This window comes from Mesorhizobium sp. M1066 (assembly GCF_040318635.1).
Taxonomy (GTDB): domain Bacteria; phylum Pseudomonadota; class Alphaproteobacteria; order Rhizobiales; family Rhizobiaceae; genus Mesorhizobium.
Map to the genome: position 1 here is coordinate 107,845 of NZ_JAMYMR010000016.1, position 16,620 is coordinate 124,464.

Consider the following 16,620-nt stretch of genomic DNA (forward strand, 5'->3'; position numbering starts at 1 on the left):
CGGAAAACCGTTTCACACTTTTCCTGGGATTGCTCTAGCGGCGTCGTTGTTTCAGCGCGGGCTTCTGGCCCGCGTTTTTGTCTTCAGCCAAACTTCTCCTTCAGCCACGCCTTCGGCAGCGCCGGCACGAAATTTCCGTCGCGTCCGGTCATGTCGTCATTGGCGACCAGCGCGTTGAGGATTGCTTCCTCCACGATCTGGATCACCGCATCGAAAAACGGATCGATATCGGTGTCCGGAATAAAATCGGCGCTGGCGATGCGGCCGGAGGGCGCCAGCGCTGCGCTCGCATTGGCGGTCGAGAAGGCGATAAAAATGTCGCCTGAGCTGTGATAGCCGAAGCCGCCGGTCATGGCGACGCCGAGCGGCACCCGGCGGGCCAGCCGCTTCATCTGATGCGGCAGGAACGGTGCGTCGGTGGCGACGACGGCAATGATCGAGCCCTTTTCAGCACGCGGTGTGCCTTCGCGGACCGCCGGTTCGACAAGCTCCGGCCCGGCGCGCAGGCCGCGAATGGTGATATTGCGCCGTTTTCCAAAATTAGACTGCACGAAGGCGCCGACGGTGTAGGCACGGCCGTGCCATTCGACGATGCGTGATGCCGTGCCGGAGCCGGCCTTGAAGCCGAAGGTGATCATGCCGGTGCCGCCGCCGACGCTGCCTTCCTCGATCGGTCCGCCGGCGGCGCCGTCGAGGGCCTGCGCAACATGCGCTGACGTCAAATGGTGACCGTTGATGTCGTTGAGGAAGCCGTCATAGGTCTCCGCCGCCACCGGCAGCCCCCAGCCGCTGTCGAGCGCTGCCGGCAGCACGCTTTGCATCCAGCGCAGCGTGCCGTCGCGTGAAACACCGCAGGAATGCGTGTTGGTGATGGTGATCGGGAAGTTGAAAGCGCCGGTTTCCTCGACGATGTGCGAGCCGGTCAGTTCGCCGTTTCCGTTCTGGCTGAAGATGCCCGCGAAGACCGGGGTGGCGAGGTCGGCGAGCGGCCTGGGCAGGATCGCGGTCACGCCGGTGCGCACTGGTCCCTCGCCGACGACAAGCGCGCCATCGCCCGAGATCAGCGTCGCATAGCCGACCGCCACGCCGGGCACATCGGTGATCGCGTTAAACGGTCCGGGCCGCCCGTCGAAGCCGATGCCGAAATTTCGCGCGCGCGGTTTGCCTGAGGGCGTTGTCAGATGATGCGGATTGTCGGTCATGGTGTCAGAACAGGGATCCCTGATTGCCGGGCTCTTTGGCCTTGGCCGCCGGCTTGGCCACGGCTTTCGGTTTTGCCATGCCGCTGATCGCCACCGCATCGGCGATGCCGTCGGCGAACTCGAGCGAAAGCGCCATTCCCGACGCCACATCGGCAGCCTGCTTGATCACCGCGCCATCCGCATCCCTCACCAGCGCAAAGCCGCGCGCCAGGACGGCCTTGTGCGACAGTGTTGCCATCAGCCTGTCGGCCTGGACGACACGGCCGCGCAAACGCTCCAGCCTGAGCACCACTGCTTGCGTGCCGCGTCTTGTCAAAGCTGTCAGCAAATCCCTCTGCACGCGTTGCCGCCGTGCCGTCGGCTCAATCGTGATGCGGCCTTGCAGCATGGCCAGTTGCTGCTTGTGCCGCTGCAGCGATGCCCTGGCACATTTTGGCAATTGATCCGCCGCTCGGTTAAGCTCCGCACGCCGGGCTCTTGCCAACGTGCGCAATGCCCCTTGTGCTCGCAAAAGATTGCGTTCGTTGGTGCGCCGCGCCTCGGCAATGCGCTGCGACAGCATTGCCGGTGTCAGCTTTACGGCAAAAAACCTTGCACGCTTGCGTTCGGTGGAGACCAACAGGCCCCGGCCGAGCCTGGATGTCGCCTCATCGAGGCGTCGGCGCGGCAGCGCCAGCAATTGATCGGGCGAGGGCAGAGCCCGGGCAGCGGCACGGGCAGCCTGCCGTTTGCGCTCGAAATTGCGCAGGACCGCCGCTTTCAGCCGTGCACCGAGGCTGGCAAGCGTTGCTTCGAGATCGGCCTTCACCGGCACGGCGATTTCGGCTGCACCCGTTGGTGTCGGCGCCCGCACATCGGCAACGAGATCGATCAGCGTCCAGTCGGTCTCGTGGCCGACAGCCGAGATCACCGGAATGCCGGAAGCGGCAACCGCGCGGGCGAGCGCCTCGTCGTTGAAACCCCAGAGGTCTTCGAGGCTGCCGCCGCCACGCGCCACGATCAACAGATCGGGACGCTGGATGGCGCCATCCCATGCCAGCGCGTTGAAGCCGTTGACCGCAGCAGTCACTTCCGCGCCTGACGTCTCGCCCTGAACACGCACCGGCCAGACCAGGATGTGCAGCGGAAAGCGGTCCTTGATGCGGTGGATGATGTCTCGGATGACGGATCCTGTCGGCGAGGTGACGACGCCGATGATGCGCGGCATGAACGGCAGCAACCGCTTGCGGCCGGCATCGAACAGCCCCTCGGCCTGTAGCCGCCGCTTGCGCTCCTCCAGCAGCGCCATCAGCGCGCCGGCGCCGGCAGGCTCCAGATTGTCGATGACGATCTGGTAGTTGGACTTGCCGGGATAGGTGGTGAGCTTGCCGGTGGCGATCACCTCCATGCCCTCTTCGGGACGGAATTTCAGCCGGCTCATCGTGCCTTTCCACACCACGGCGTCGAGCCGGGCGCGGTCGTCCTTCAGCGCGAAATAGGCATGACCTGAGGAATGCGGCCCGCGATAGCCTGATATTTCGCCACGCACCCGCACATTGCCGAAAACGTCCTCGACCGTGCGCTTCAGCGCGCCGGAAATCTCGCTCACCGTATATTCGGCGGCGTTGGTGCGTGATTCGGATGCTGCTTCGCTCATCGGCCGATTGGGGAACGGTTGGGCGCCGGCGTCAAGGCGGTTGCGTCGGGCCAGCCGTTCATAACCCGCATACCTGACCCTGCCTACCAGCCGGGCAGAATCTGGTTCGGCTTGGTTCGCCGCAGCTTGGTGAAGGCCAGTGCCGCGAAATCGAACGACCCGGGGTCTTCGCCGACCGGCACGGAGATATTGTCCAGGCTTTCCGAAATATGGCGGGCGAGCGCATCGACGATCTCCGGCCGCGACGTCTGGCCGCGCATGATACCGATGCGGCAGTCGGGCAGGGCGCCGAAGCCGTCGGCTTCGCTCAGCACCCGCATGCCGGGCCGCAGCGCGCATTCCGGCAGCACCGAGATCGCCAGCCCGGAAAGCACCGCGGCGGTGATGACGGTGGCGGAGAAACTGGTGAACAGGATGCGATAGTCGCGGTTCTGCTGGTCGAGCACATCGACGGCGGCGCGCCGCCAGATGCAGTTCGGCCGGCCAAAGGCCATCGGCAGCGTTTCCTGCTCATGCGTCGCATGGTTGGCCGAGGTGACCCACAGCAGCGGTTCGCGCCGCACCACCTCCGACTGGCCGCGTACGTCGTTGTGAGTCACCAGCGCGAGGTCGAGATTGCCGCGCTTGATATGCTCGACCAGCCCCGGCGTCGGCTCGCAGATGACGGTCAGTTCAACGCGCGGATTGGAGCGCGTGAACCGCGCCATGATCTCGGGCAGGAAACGATCGGCATAGTCGTCGGGCGTGCCGATGCGGATCGTGCCTTCGAGCCGCCGGTCATCGAAGGCAGCCAGCGTCTCACGGTTGAGATAGAGCAGCCGCCGCGCATAGGAGAGCAGCTTGTCGCCTTCCTCGGTCAATCTGTTGGTGCGCCCGTCCTTTTCGAACAGCGGCTTGCCGAGCCGCTCCTCCAGCCGGCGCATCTGCATCGAAACCGCCGACTGGGTCCGGTGCACCTCTTCGGCCGCCCTGGTGAAGCTGCCGGTATCGGCAATCGAGATGAAGGTCTGCAATTGATCGAGATCGAGCGGCGATTTCATCGACATGATCCATCACTGGTGTTGATGGTAAAGATTAGAAACATTCGTTGGATTAATCAATCACTCGATGGCAGATTGCTATTGTCCACATGAAGGCATGTGAATCGAAGCCGGAACGGCCGCTGTCGCCAGCGCCGATAGCAAGGCTTTGCCCGTTCGAGTCTGAAGGAGACCGACAATGACCACGTTCGATTTCGCCACCGAGACCTCGCGCATCACCTCGCGTCCGGCCGTTGCGACTCGCGTGGCCAACACCGTCTCCAACGTCTACCGCGCCTGGAAAAACCGCCGCGCCTTTTATCGCCTTGGCGAGATGTCGGACGCCGAACTCGCCGATATCGGCCTGACGCGCGCCGACCTGCATGTCGCCATCGACGTGCCGTTTGGCCGCGACCCGACGGCGATGCTGCGCGAAATCGCCAGCGATCGCGTCGAAACGATCGAGGACATCGCCCGCAAGGTGGCCTGATCTGTTGCTTGTCGTTTGGGTTGCCGTGAACCTTTTCGAGGTTCGAGGCGACTGACGAGTATGCAGGCTCCCACTCCCTGCCGGATCCCCCCGGCCCGCCTGCACTCTGCCCGGTCCTCCCAGGACCGGGCTTTTCTCTTTCTACCTCAGCGAAGACCGCCTATCGTCGGTCCATATCCCGCTTGAACTGGTCGAAGATCGTCTCCACGCCCTTTTGGTAGTCGTCACGCTGCTGGGCGCCGGTCTCGAACATCTTGCCGAACAGGTCGTCGAACGGGTTTTTCGGCCTGCCGCTCGGATTGGCCTGTGGCTGCGGTGCCTGACGCTGCTGTGGGGGCGCTTGAGGCTGTTGCGGCGCCGGCTGTCCGCCAGGGATGCCGCCCAGGCCACCGCCACCTTGCCGCAGCATCTCCTCGAAGATTTTCCCCAGCGGGTTGTCTCCGTAGGGGCTTTGTGTCTGCTCCGGCTGCGCCCGCCCTTGCGGCTGAGGCTGCGGCTGAGGCGCGCCACCGCCGAACATGTCCTGCAGCACCTTGCCGAGTGGATTTTCGCCGTAGGGATTGGGCTGCGGCTGCGGCTGGCTTTGCGGCTGTGGCTGAGGCGCACCGCCGCCGAACATGTCCTGCAATACCTTGCCGAGCGGGTTGTCAATCGGGTTCTGGGGTGGCGGCGCCGGGGCCTGCATGCCGCCGCCTTGCCGCATCATCTGCTCGATGATCTCGCCCAGCGGATTGTTGCCGCCGCCGTCAAAACCGCCGGCGGCCTGCATCTGATTTGTCGTCTGCTTGAACAGCCCGCCCATGATCATCGAGGCGATCGCCGGCAGCATCTGCTGCAGGATCTGCTGATTGACGCCGCTGGCTTGCGCCGCCTGGCTGGCCACGGCGCGAGACAGGTCTTTCGAGCCGAACAGGTGCCCGAGAATGCCGTTGCCCTCATCGACGCCTTGCGGTGAGAAGGCCCGGCTTGCGTCCTCGAAATACTTGGCGTGCTGGCCGCTGGCCATCGCCGTCATGAAGGCGCCGAGCCCGTAAGGGTCGGCGGTGTTGCGCTGCAGCCCCTGCGAAAAGGCGGGCAGCAATGCGGCGACCGCGGCTTGCGTCTGCTGCATCGAAAGCCCGTATTGTTGGGCAAGGGCCTGCATGCCATTGCCGTTCTGGGCCTGCGTCAGCATGTCGAACAAGGAAGGCATTGGTCTCTCCTCCGGAAATCCTCGCCGAAGAAGCCTAGTTTGTTTCCACTTCCGATTGAAGCGACTTTTGCCGGCCGGTCAGCTTTGCCAAATCCGAGGGTTAATAGGCGTATTCCATGAAAACCGGCTCGATCGAGCCGCCCCAGCGCGTGTGGTAGGCCGACAGCATCTCCTCGGCGCTGGTGGTGCCGCGCGCCACGACTTCGTCCAACGTGTTGAGGAAGGAGGTCTCGTCGTAGCCGTCGCGGTTCTTCTTGCCACGGTTCTTCAGCCCCATGCGGGAAATGACCATCACGTCACGCGCGATCTCGCGCAGCGTGGTGTTGCGGAACGGTGCGGAAATGCCTTGTTCCGGCACGGCGTTGCGCATCGCCAGCGTTTCTTCATACGTCCAGCTCGAGGTCAGCGCCTCGGCGGCATCGAGTGCGGCCTCATCATAAAGCAATCCGACCCAGAAGGCCGGCAGCGCGCAGATGCGCCGCCATGGCCCGCCATCGGCGCCGCGCATCTCGAGGAAGCGCTTCAGCCGCACGTCCGGGAACAGCGTTGACAGATGGTTCGCCCAGTCGCCCATTGTCGGCAGCCCGTCCGGCACTTCATTGCGCGCGGCCCCGGCCATGAACTGGCGGAAGGTGATGTGGGTCATGTCGTGGTAGCGGTCGTCCCGGATGACGAAATACATCGGCACGTCGAGCGCCCATTCGACATAGTCGGCAAAGCCGAAATCGGGCGAGAAGCAGAATTCGAGCAGGCCCGAGCGCTGGTTGTCGGTGTCGCGCCAGATGTCGCCGCGCCAGCTCTGCAAGCCGTTCGGGTGGCTTTCGGTGAAAGGCGAATTGGCGAACAATGCCGTCGACAGCGGCTGCAGCTTCAATGACACCTGCATCTTGCGGCGCATGTCCGCCTCGCTCTCGAAGTCGAGATTCACCTGGATCGTGCAGGTGCGGTACATCATGTCGAGGCCCTTGGTGCCGACCTTGGGCATGTAGCGCGTCATGATCTCGTAGCGCGATTTCGGCATTTTCGGCGTCTCGGCCAGCGACCATTTCGGGCTGCCGCCGAGGCCGAGGAAGCGGATGCCCATCGGCTCGGCGATCTCGCGCACCTGCGCCAGATGGGCGTTGCCCTCCCGGCAGGTCTGGTGGATCGTCTCCAGCGGTGCGCCGGAGAGCTCGAACTGGCCGCCGGGCTCCAGCGAAATCGCTCCCTGGCCGGTCGGTTCGACCAGGCCGATGATGCGGCCGTCATCGACGATCGGGTCCCAGCCGAGCTTTGACTGCATGCCTTCGAGGATGGCGCGGATGCCGCGCTCGCCGCCATAGGGGACCGGTGCATTGCCGTCGACATAGAAGGGGAATTTCTCGTGCTCGGTGCCGATGCGCCACTTGTCGCGCGGCTTGTTGCCTTCGGCCAGATGCTCGACGAGTTCGTCGATGCCTTCGATGGGCCGGAAATCGGTTGTGTCGCGCGCCATGATCAAGCCCTCAGAGGCGGTTGGAGAACCGCCGACGCTAAATGGACGAAATGTCAGTAGCCGATCAAGCGAAAAATCCTGAGCCACAGGTCAACAGGAATTGAACCTTACCGCGCTCACCGTCCCTTGCAAGAGATGACGTTTCACCAGTCTCCGACTGTCGCCTGCATCACCGCGAGCGCGGCCACCGCCGCCGTGTCGGCGCGCAGGATACGCGGGCCGAGCGGAATGGCGGTGACGAAGGGCAGGGCGCGCAGCATCTTGCGCTCGTCGTCGGAAAAGCCACCCTCCGGCCCGACCAGCAGCCCAAGCTTCTTTTCCTTGATCGCCTGCAGCGCGGCCAGCGGATTGTTGGTCGAAGCATCCTCATCGCAGAAGATCAGCCGTCGCCCTGTGTCCCAGCCGGTCAGCAGGCGGTCGAATTTTTCGGCTTCATGCACCTGAGGCACCGCCAGGATGCCGCATTGTTCGGCGGCTTCGACGACATTGGCGCGCAGGCGATCGATCGACGGCTTGGCCACTTGCGTGTGCTGGGTGATGACAGGCTGCAGGATGCCGGCGCCCATCTCGACCGCCTTCTGCACGAGATAGTCGAGCCTGCCCTGTTTCAGCGGCGCAAAGCAGTAGACGAGATCGGGCAGCGGCGGCTGTGGCCGTTGCAGCGCCGACACCTTCAGCCGCACCGCCCTTTTCGTCTTCGCCGCGATGGCCGCCGACCACTCGCCGTCGCGGCCATTGAACACCAGGATTTCGGCGCCTTCGCCAAGCCGCAGCACATGCAGGAGATAGTGGCTCTGCTGTTGGCCGGCGTCGAACTCTACATCCGGCGCGAGATCGTCGGGCACGAACAGACGTTGCATCTTGTAATTGGCGCGCATCGCCGAGGAATGAGCGAGCCGGCTGCCGGCGTCAAGCCTCGGCGGTCGGATGCCACACCGGCCGAAAGCCATGCCCCAGCACGGCGAGCGTTGTGGCCGGCGTCAGCAGCGAGAGTGTCTTGCCGTTGAGCAAGCCGAAATCGCCGGGATGCCCATATCCGGCAAACGACCAGCGCAGCGTTTTGCCCCGACGCAAAGCATAAACCGTGGCGCCATCCGCGACCATGGCGCCGTCCGGCAGGCCGGCAAGGTCTTCAACCGCAACCACTGGCGGCCTGCCGCCCGAGGCCAGCCGCTCCTTGTGCAGCCGCTTGTCGACTTGCGGCGCGCGCGGCTCGGCAATGCCGAAGGCTTCGCCGAAGCGGCCGACAAAATCCTTGGCCCGTTCGCGCTGGCAAAAGAAGCAGGGGCGATGCCCGCCAGCCAATGCAGTCACCTCGTCGAGGAAGAACAGCTCGGTCCAGCCCGCTTTGCCGCCCTTCCGGTTGCGGCCCATCGGTTCGCGCCGCACATCGCGGAATTGGCAGACGCAGATGATCCAGGCCTGAAGCGCCCAGCGCTTTTTCTTGAGTGTCTTCGTCTCGGGATCGTGGAGGATGCCGCGATTGCCGGTGAACATGCCGCGATCGGGCACGGCGTGGATGGTACCGAACGGATCGACCCGGTTCTGCAGTGGCATAGTTTTCTCTCCGGACACGCATCTTGGCTGCAATGCGAGCGGCATGATATCGCTCGTCGCATCTTTTTCATGTCAGTAGGGTTTTGTGATGCGGGTGCTGGTGGTCCAGAACTACGACAATACCGGCCTTGGCCAGGTCGGCGCAGCACTTGCGGAAGCGGGTGCCGATCTCGACCTGCGTCTCCCTTACAGGGGCGATCCCCTGCCGGATGACGCGGCCGGGCATGATGCCATGGTGGTGCTCGGCGGGGGCCAGAATGCGCTGGCCGACGATGAGTACCCCTATTTTCCGGCACTGCTCGAACTGACCCGCGACTTTGCCGACAAGGATCGCGCCGTGCTCGGCATCTGCCTCGGCAGCCAGCTCGTCGCCCGTGCCTTCGGCGGCGAAAACCGCATCGGCGGCGCCAATGAGTTCGGTTGGCGCGGCGTATCGCTGACGGCGGACGCCAAGGCCGATCCGGTGCTGGGCGCGCTGCCGGAGAAATTCCCGATCTTCCAGTGGCATGACGACACGTTCGTTTTGCCCGAAACCGCCGTGCGGCTCGCCGGCAACGATGTCGCCGAGAACCAGGCGTTTCGCGTCGGCCGCGCCGTCTACGGTTTCCAGTTCCATTTCGAGGCCGACCGGCCGATGGTCAAGGACTGGAGCACATCCTTTGCCCCGACCATCGCCGCCCGCCATCCCGACTGGGCCGGCAAGCTCGATGGCGAAATGGCCCGCAACGGACCCGATGCGGATGCCGCGGGTCTGGCCATTGCCCGTGCCTGGGTAGCGACCATCTGAGCGTTGGTCTCTCCGTACCCTCCAGCGTGACATAATTGGCACGCGGCGGTGAAACCGCCTGGGGAAAACCGTTTCATTCTTGGCTTGTGTCCGCCCGCCATCCTAGAAGGCGCGCGCTCTGCATCTTCTGTGCAACGGCTATGAACCTTTTGTGTGACCCGCGCGACACACCGTTGATACAGAACATGCCTAGAAGCGCAAAATCGTCGAAACTTTGAAGCGAATTCTCCGTTTCAACGCATTGGTAACCGCCTGGTGCACAGATGCAGAAAGCTCAACAAGAGATGACCTCCGTGAAAGCAGCGCTTCTGTCCTTTGCCATGTTGTCCGCCATCGTGCTGTGCGGTCTCGGCATCTATGCCGCCGACGCAGCCAACAACCACAACGCCGTAGACGGTTACGGCGTCACCGCCTCGCTCCGCTAAAGGCGGGAAGCGTCTTTCGCGTCTTCCGACGCGCGACGCTCAAGCTTCCTTGATCGTCATTGTCAGGATGCGTTTGTCCGCGCCGTCGACGACGAGCGCGCTCAGCATGCATGACTGCCAGGCAAGCGTGTCGACATTGACGCGGTTGGCCATCACTTCCGCCTCCGGCACCGGCGTGTGGCCGTGCACCACGATCTTCGGATAAAGGTCGGTGTGGTTGTGGAAGACGTCGCGGATCCAGATCAGGTCCTGTGGGTTTTGCTTCTCCAGAGGATTACCCGGCCTGATGCCGGCATGACAGAAGAAGAAGTCCCCGAAAATCGCGGAGAACGGCAGTGACCGCAGGAAGTCGATGTGGCTTTGCGGCACGGCCTCGACCAGGGCCTGATGTCCTTTGCGCACGGCCGATTCGGCCTTGCCGAACCACACGCTTGTGCTTTCACTGATCGCCACGCCGTAAGACTGTGCCGTCTGGATGCCGCCGAACCGTATGAAAAGTCCTTCCGGGTCAGGGGCCTTGAGAAAATCGAGAAAGCCGATGTCGTGGTTGCCGGCCAGCATCAGGTGACGAGGGTCGCGCTCTTGCGCTTCGATCAGGAAATCGATGACGCCCTTCGAGTCCGGCCCGCGGTCGACATAGTCGCCAAGATGGATGATGCGCCAGTCGGCAGGCGCCTCCTGCTCGATCTCGGCCCTGATGCGCAGATGCATGGCGGCCAGCAGGTCGAGCCGGCCGTGGACGTCGCCGATCGCATAGAGACGCATGCCGTCCGGCCCATGCGCGTCGAGAAAATGGATGCCGGGTTCTGCCAATTTTTCGGTGTCTCCGTGGTCAGGCGGTCACGGGACCTGGCGCCGGAGCTGGTCCTTGCCCATGTCGGTGACCAGACGCTTTCCGCACAGAGCCAGTGTGATGTCCATCTCCTTGCGGATGATTTCCAACGCCTTGGTAACCCCTTCCTTGCCAAGCGCCCCCAGGCCGTAAAGAAATGGCCGGCCGATATAGGTTCCCTTGGCACCTAGGCAAAGCGCCTTCAGCACATCCTGGCCGGAGCGGATGCCGCCATCCATATGCACTTCGATCGTGTCGCCGACCGCGTCGGCAATCTCTTCCAGCACGCCGATCGACGACGACGCACCATCGAGCTGGCGCCCGCCATGGTTGGAAACGATGATCGCGTCGGCGCCGGTCTTGGCCGCCATCAGCGCGTCCTCCTTGTCGAGAATGCCCTTGAGGATCAGCTTGCCGCCCCAGCGCTCCTTGATCCAGGCGACGTCCTTCCACGACAGATGCGGGTCGAACTGCTCCGTCGTCCACGATGCCAGCGAGGCCATGTTGCCGACGCCCTTGGCGTGGCCGACAATGTTGCGGAAGGTCCGCCGCTTCGTGCCGGCCATGGCGGCGCACCAGTGCGGGCGGATGGCCATGTCGACGATGTTCGTCAGCGTCAGCTTGGGTGGCGCCGAAAGCCCGTTGCGGATGTCCTTGTGGCGCTGACCGAGAATCTGCAGGTCGAGCGTCAGCACGAGCGCCGAGCATTTCGCCGCCTTTGCCCTGTCGATCAGGTTGAGCACGAAATCCTTGTCACGCAGCACATAGAGCTGAAACCAGAACGGCTTCGTGGTTACCGAGGCGACATCCTCGATCGAGCAGATGCTCATCGTCGACAAGGTAAACGGCACGCCGAATTCCTCCGCCGCCTGAGCCGCCAGCATCTCGCCATTGGCGTGCTGCATGCCGGTCATGCCGGTTGGCGCCAATGCCACCGGCATCGACACTTTTTCGCCGATCATCGTCGACGCCAGCGAACGGTTGTCCATGTCGACGAGCACGCGCTGGCGGAACTTGATCTTCTGAAAGTCCTCTTCGTTGGCCCGATACGTGCCTTCGGTCCACGAACCGGAATCGGCATAGTCGAAGAACATCTTCGGCACGCGCCGGCGGGCGAGGTCCTTGAGGTCGGCGATGGTCAGGATCTGGCTCATGGGCTTCCCGTCTCGATAGCTAGGAGCGTTTGCGTGCTGGTTCTGTATCGGTGGCGTCGACGCGCTGTTTCAACCTCAGTCGCGAGACGCGCTGCCAGTCGCCGCTGCGCTCGGCCTCCGCCATCGACCGTTCGACATAGGTGATGTGGTCCATCGCCGCTTGCCGGGCAGCATCCGGGTCGCCGGCCTTCACCGCCGCATGGATCGCGCGGTGCTGCGCGAGCAGGGCGTCGCGCGCGCCGGGCACGGTGAACACCAGCAGCCGGTTCTGGAACACGCCCTCCGACAGCAGCCGGTAGCAGGAGCGCAGCGTGTGCAAAAGGATGATGTTGTGCGCGCATTCGCAGATCGCGTGGTGGAACTCGACATCGATCTCGGCCTCGTCGTCGAAGTCGCCGGTCCGGTGCGCATCGTCCATGCGTGCCATGATCTTGTCGAGCAGCGCCATGTCGTCGGCAGTGGCGCGCCGTGCCGCGTATTCAGCCGCGACCCCTTCGATCTCGCGGCGGTATTCCAGATAATCGGTCACTGCCTTGCGGTGCATCGAGATCAGGTCCGTCACCGGCTTGGTGAAAAGCTGGCCGATAACATCGGCGACATGCGTGCCGCCGCCGGGCCTTGTCATCAAAAGGCCGCGTCCTTCCAGTGACTTCAGCGCATCACGCAGGATCGGCCGGGATACGTCGAACTGGCGTGCAAGCTCGCGCTCGCCCGGCAGCCGGTCGCCGGTGCGCAGCACGCCTTCGAGGATGAGGCTCTCGATCTGCTGCACCACCTCGTCGGCGGTGCGCGAATGCTCGATCCTGGAAAAAATGTCGCTCAACAGAATGCCTGGAAGGTGAACCGGTGTCGCAGAATAGAGCCTGCCTCGCCAACTGGTCAAATTATTTATCCAATTGACAAAAGCGCGCCGATTTTCCGCCCGATGCCATCATCTTCGGCTAACTTTGCTGTTTGCGTCATCAGGCCATTGGCACTAGAGGGACGCGAGTGCAAGAGGGTTCAAGGAACCCAGGGAACAAGCTGTGTCAGACGACCCGTCCGATCTCGAATTCCAGCCGCGCGCCAAGGGCAGCGTCATGGGCTTTCCCGCGCATGAGGGCCGGCCCGGCGCACTCGGCGAGGTTCATGCCCGGCCGCATCCGCTGATCGAAAAGCCACGCGTCCTGATACAACTCGCCTTCATGACGGAGGGTGGCTCGGGCGTCGACCATGCGGTGCTTTCCGAACTGTCGCGGCGCCTCGGCATCGCCGCGCCCGACCGCCAGGCCCGCCACCATGCCATGAAATGGGGCAAGGGCTCGCTGCGCTGGGAGCGGCACACCGAATTCTCGACCTATTTGTGGGAAGGGCCGCTTTCCGAAAGCGGCAGGACGCAGGAGGACTCACCCTTCGGCAACGGGTTTTCGCCGCCGGGAACCTGCATCTCCGGCATCAGGCTCGAAATCCGCAAATGGACGCAAGCGAGCGAGCAGCTGATAGCCGGTTTCGACCCGACCAGCCTGTGCTACTCGCTGGTCGAGCGCGGAAACGCCGCCATCGTCACCGATTTTCGCCAGGATGGCGATGGCCTGACTCGCATGCTGCTGCTCGATCGCGGCTTGACCCCGGCGCGCACCGGCGCGTTGTCGCAGCGGCTTATCGACATCGAAACCTATCGGACGCTGGCCATGCTCGGCCTGCCGCTGGCGTTGACCTTGTCCGGCCGCGCCCGCCGCATCGAAGACCGGCTGGCGCAGACCACACTGGAGATGAAGGTCGCCGGGACACGCGACAGCCAGACCTTGCTGGCCGATCTGACCGAACTTGCGGCGGAGCTGGAGGCGGACGCGGCGTCGAGCCTTTACCGCTTCGGCGCCAGCCGCGCCTATGACGGCATCGTCGGCGAACGGCTGGAGGCGCTTGAGGAAGAGGCTGTGCCCGGCTATGACACATGGCGCGGATTCCTGCAGCGCCGTGTGGCACCCGCAATGCGCACCTGCCGCTCGGTCGAGGAGCGGCAGGAAAATCTATCGCGAAAACTGACCCGCGCCACGACGCTGCTGCGCACCTGGGTCGATGTCGAGGTCGAGAAGCAGAACCGCGACCTGCTTGCCTCGATGAACAACCGCGCCCGCCTGCAATTGCGCCTGCAGCAGACCGTCGAGGGGCTCTCGGTCGCCGCCGTCTCCTATTATGTGGTCGGCCTTGTCGGCTATGTCGCCAAGGGCGCCTCGATCTTCGGCCACGCCTTCGCGCCGGAGATCATTACCGCTGCTTCGGTGCCTGTCGCCATCCTGCTGGTCTGGTGGGGCGTACGCCGCGTGCGCAAGATGCACTCCGAACCCGGCAAGCCGCCCGGCGAATAGATCTGCTCACCCTCCCCCTTGTGGGGAGGGTCGGCTCATGATCGCAGCGAAGCGAAGATCGTGAGACGGGGTGGGGGTCCTCGTAGAGCGCCGCGCGGACCCCACCCCGCTCACTTCGTTCGCGACCCTCCCCACAAGGGGGAGGGTGAGACAGCGGCAGATTGCCGGTGCGTAAGCCTGTCTCTGCCTTGAAGTGGATTCGCCGCCGCCACAGGATTTGCACCCAACGCACTTCACTGGTAAAAGATTTTGACCAGTCAAGCGAAATGAGGCTGCTGATGTCCGGCTTGGCCATGCCGAAACCAGACGACGCCACGATGCGCCGGCGCGACGAGATCGTCGCCGACATGCGCATCATTGTGCCGGGTGAGGGCGTCGTCGACGCCGCCAATTCCATGCGCGCCTTCGAGAGCGACGGCCTGACCGCCTATCGGCAGCTGCCGCTGGTTGTCGTGCTGCCGCAAACGGTGGCGCAGGTTTCGCGCGTGCTGAAATACTGCAACGACCGCAACATCCGCGTCGTGCCGCGCGGCTCCGGCACCTCGCTGTCGGGCGGCGCGCTGCCGCTCGAGGACGCGGTGCTTTTGGTCATGAGCCGCTTCAACCGCATCCTCGGGATCGATTTTCCCAATCGCGTCGTCGTTGCCCAGCCGGGCGTCACCAATCTCGGCATCACCACCGCCGTCGAGCAGGAGGGCTTTTACTACGCCCCTGATCCATCCTCCCAGATCGCCTGCTCGATCGGCGGCAATGTCGCGGAGAATTCCGGTGGCGTGCACTGCCTGAAATACGGCCTTACCGCCAACAATGTGCTCGGCATCGAGATGGTGCTGATGAATGGCGAGGTGGTGCGGCTGGGGGGCAGTCACCTTGATGCGGAAGGCTACGACCTGCTCGGCGTCATGACCGGCTCCGAAGGGCTGCTCGGCGTCGTCACCGAGGTTACCGTACGCATCCTGAAGAAGCCGGAGACGGCACGTGCACTGCTGATCGGCTTCCCGACCAGCGAGCAGGGCGGCCAGTGCGTCGCCGACATCATCGGCGCCGGCATCATCCCGGGCGGCATGGAGATGATGGACCGGCCGGCGATCCATGCGGCGGAAGATTTCGTTCATGCCGGCTATCCCCTCGATGTCGAGGCGCTGCTGATCGTCGAGCTCGACGGCCCCGGCGTCGAGGTCGATCATCTGATCGGGCTGGTCGAGGCGATCGCCTACAAGAACGGCTCGACCACCTGCCGCATTTCGCAGTCGGAACAGGAACGGCTGAGCTTCTGGGCCGGCCGCAAGGCGGCGTTTCCGGCCGTTGGCCGCATCTCGCCCGACTACTACTGCATGGACGGCACCATCCCGCGCAAGGAGCTGCCGCGCGTGCTCGCCGGCATGCGCGAGCTGTCGGAAAAATACGGTCTCGGCGTCGCCAATGTCTTTCATGCCGGCGACGGCAATCTGCATCCGCTGATCCTTTACGATGCCAACGTACCGGGCGAACTCGACAAGGCCGAAAGCTTCGGTGCCGACATATTGCGGCTCTGCGTCAAGGTCGGCGGCGTCTTGACCGGCGAACACGGTGTGGGCGTGGAAAAACGCGACTTGATGCCGGAAATGTTCACCCAGATCGATCTCGACCAGCAGATGCGGGTCAAATGTGCCTTCGATCCCAACCATCTGCTCAACCCGGGAAAAGTGTTCCCGCAGCTGCGGCGATGCGCCGAACTCGGCCGCATGCACATTTCCGGCGGCAAGCTGCCGTTTCCGGACATTCCGAGGTTTTGAGGGTGATGACGTCTCAGAACGAGTGTTCCTCGGCCCCGCAAAGCGGGGGAGAGGTGGCTAGGGCCGCCCCCGCCACGGAGAGGGGGACGCCCGATACGGAGAGGGGGACGCCCGATACGCCGAGCCGACGTTCGCCTGAAAAGATCGCCCGTGCTCGTGCGCTTCGCCATGGCGATAATCAGGCGGAAGCAACTCTCTGGAACGAGTTGAAGGCCAAACGGCTAGGCGGCTACAAATTCGTTCGGCAAATGCCGATTGGGCCGTACTTCGCCGACTTTTCCTGCCGCGGCGAAAAGCTGGTCGTCGAGCTGGACGGAACTCAGCATGCCGAGAGTTACTACGACAGACGACGCGATGAATTCATGCCCGGTGAAGGGTTCTCGGTATTGCGGTTCTGGAATGTCGACGTTCTTAGGAATTCTCGGAGCGTCTGCGAAACCATTCTTGCGGCGCTGGAAGGACGGCTCCACCAGGATGTTACAGCCTCAGACCTGAGGTTTGTCTTCGCAGCCAAGAAGATCGGAGCCGACGCTCTATGATTGTCCCCTCTCCGTCTCGGGCTTCGCCCGAGCCACCTTGTATCTACACGAGAGAGATTTCGTGGGATTAGAGCGATTGAGCCAAGGTCCGGGCGGCCGCCCGGACCTTGGCTTGGCGAAGTCGCCCGTACCACCTGAGGTTACAACCGCGGGAGAGCTTGGGATCTTCGCCTTCGTCACGCACGACCGA

Annotated in this window: 16 protein-coding genes; 6 read left to right on the forward strand and 10 right to left on the reverse strand. The window is 63.7% G+C overall.

Translation table 11 applies throughout. The features are described 5' to 3' along the window. Window positions 1-83: 83 nt before the first annotated feature. The 3 genes from NKH52_RS20480 to NKH52_RS20490 all read right to left on the reverse strand — a co-directional run bounded on the left by NKH52_RS20480 (window position 84) and on the right by NKH52_RS20490 (window position 3,878). Window positions 84-1,202, reverse strand: a complete 1,119-nt coding sequence (locus NKH52_RS20480) for a DmpA family aminopeptidase (RefSeq protein WP_352736356.1) — start codon at window positions 1,200-1,202, stop codon at window positions 84-86. A gap of 4 nt (window positions 1,203-1,206) precedes the next feature. Next, window positions 1,207-2,838, reverse strand: coding sequence for an exodeoxyribonuclease VII large subunit (xseA, locus tag NKH52_RS20485; RefSeq protein WP_352736357.1), 1,632 nt, complete (start codon window positions 2,836-2,838; stop codon window positions 1,207-1,209). Window positions 2,839-2,921: 83 nt separating this feature from the next. Next, window positions 2,922-3,878, reverse strand: a complete 957-nt coding sequence (locus NKH52_RS20490; protein ID WP_352736358.1) for a LysR substrate-binding domain-containing protein — start codon at window positions 3,876-3,878, stop codon at window positions 2,922-2,924. A 178-nt stretch (window positions 3,879-4,056) separates the two neighbouring features. Between NKH52_RS20490 and NKH52_RS20495 the strand changes: the two genes are divergently transcribed. Further along, window positions 4,057-4,347, forward strand: coding sequence for a DUF1127 domain-containing protein (locus NKH52_RS20495; RefSeq protein WP_023809037.1), 291 nt, complete (start codon window positions 4,057-4,059; stop codon window positions 4,345-4,347). Window positions 4,348-4,507: 160 nt separating this feature from the next. Here NKH52_RS20495 and NKH52_RS20500 read toward each other — a convergent pair whose 3' ends face one another. From NKH52_RS20500 to NKH52_RS20515, 4 genes are all read right to left on the reverse strand, one after another. Next, entirely contained in the window at window positions 4,508-5,539 is a 1,032-nt protein-coding gene (locus NKH52_RS20500; RefSeq protein WP_352736359.1) for a DUF937 domain-containing protein, read from the reverse strand. 100 nt (window positions 5,540-5,639) lie between these two features. Continuing rightward, window positions 5,640-7,013, reverse strand: a complete 1,374-nt coding sequence (locus tag NKH52_RS20505; RefSeq protein WP_127292773.1) for a glutamate--cysteine ligase — start codon at window positions 7,011-7,013, stop codon at window positions 5,640-5,642. Between the two features lie 143 nt (window positions 7,014-7,156). Continuing rightward, a complete protein-coding gene (locus tag NKH52_RS20510) occupies window positions 7,157-7,891 on the reverse strand; it encodes a 16S rRNA (uracil(1498)-N(3))-methyltransferase (protein ID WP_352736360.1) in 735 nt (244 codons plus the stop codon). Window positions 7,892-7,922: 31 nt separating this feature from the next. Then, entirely contained in the window at window positions 7,923-8,570 is a 648-nt protein-coding gene (locus NKH52_RS20515) for a hypothetical protein (protein ID WP_352736361.1), read from the reverse strand. An 88-nt stretch (window positions 8,571-8,658) separates the two neighbouring features. Here NKH52_RS20515 and NKH52_RS20520 point away from each other — a divergent pair, with 88 nt between their 5' ends. Both NKH52_RS20520 and NKH52_RS20525 read left to right on the forward strand, forming a co-directional pair. Further along, window positions 8,659-9,357 carry a type 1 glutamine amidotransferase gene (locus NKH52_RS20520; RefSeq protein WP_352736362.1) on the forward strand — a complete coding sequence of 233 codons (699 nt, stop codon included), beginning with the start codon at window positions 8,659-8,661 and terminating at the stop codon, window positions 9,355-9,357. 293 nt (window positions 9,358-9,650) lie between these two features. Further along, a complete protein-coding gene (locus NKH52_RS20525) occupies window positions 9,651-9,782 on the forward strand; it encodes a hypothetical protein (RefSeq protein WP_013893872.1) in 132 nt (43 codons plus the stop codon). Between the two features lie 39 nt (window positions 9,783-9,821). Here the strand turns inward: NKH52_RS20525 and NKH52_RS20530 are convergent, their stop codons facing one another. Genes NKH52_RS20530 through NKH52_RS20540 form a run of 3 tightly spaced genes read right to left on the reverse strand, consistent with a single transcriptional unit; the run spans window position 9,822 to window position 12,591 of the window. Further along, complete coding sequence (locus NKH52_RS20530) at window positions 9,822-10,595, reverse strand: metallophosphoesterase family protein (RefSeq protein ID WP_352736363.1); 774 nt, start codon at window positions 10,593-10,595, stop codon at window positions 9,822-9,824. A 27-nt stretch (window positions 10,596-10,622) separates the two neighbouring features. After that, on the reverse strand, window positions 10,623-11,768 hold the full coding sequence (locus NKH52_RS20535; RefSeq protein ID WP_127292760.1) for an alpha-hydroxy acid oxidase: 1,146 nt from the start codon (window positions 11,766-11,768) through the stop codon (window positions 10,623-10,625). Window positions 11,769-11,787: 19 nt separating this feature from the next. Beyond that, complete coding sequence (locus tag NKH52_RS20540; RefSeq protein WP_352736364.1) at window positions 11,788-12,591, reverse strand: FCD domain-containing protein; 804 nt, start codon at window positions 12,589-12,591, stop codon at window positions 11,788-11,790. Between the two features lie 202 nt (window positions 12,592-12,793). On the opposite strand from NKH52_RS20540, the gene NKH52_RS20545 reads away from it, so the two are divergent. The 3 genes from NKH52_RS20545 to NKH52_RS20555 all read left to right on the forward strand — a co-directional run bounded on the left by NKH52_RS20545 (window position 12,794) and on the right by NKH52_RS20555 (window position 16,430). Further along, window positions 12,794-14,116, forward strand: a complete 1,323-nt coding sequence (locus NKH52_RS20545) for a DUF3422 family protein (protein WP_352736365.1) — start codon at window positions 12,794-12,796, stop codon at window positions 14,114-14,116. A gap of 278 nt (window positions 14,117-14,394) precedes the next feature. Beyond that, entirely contained in the window at window positions 14,395-15,891 is a 1,497-nt protein-coding gene (locus tag NKH52_RS20550; protein ID WP_023809027.1) for an FAD-linked oxidase C-terminal domain-containing protein, read from the forward strand. 5 nt (window positions 15,892-15,896) lie between these two features. Continuing rightward, window positions 15,897-16,430 carry an endonuclease domain-containing protein gene (locus NKH52_RS20555; protein ID WP_502908072.1) on the forward strand — a complete coding sequence of 178 codons (534 nt, stop codon included), beginning with the start codon at window positions 15,897-15,899 and terminating at the stop codon, window positions 16,428-16,430. Window positions 16,431-16,620: the final 190 nt, after the last annotated feature.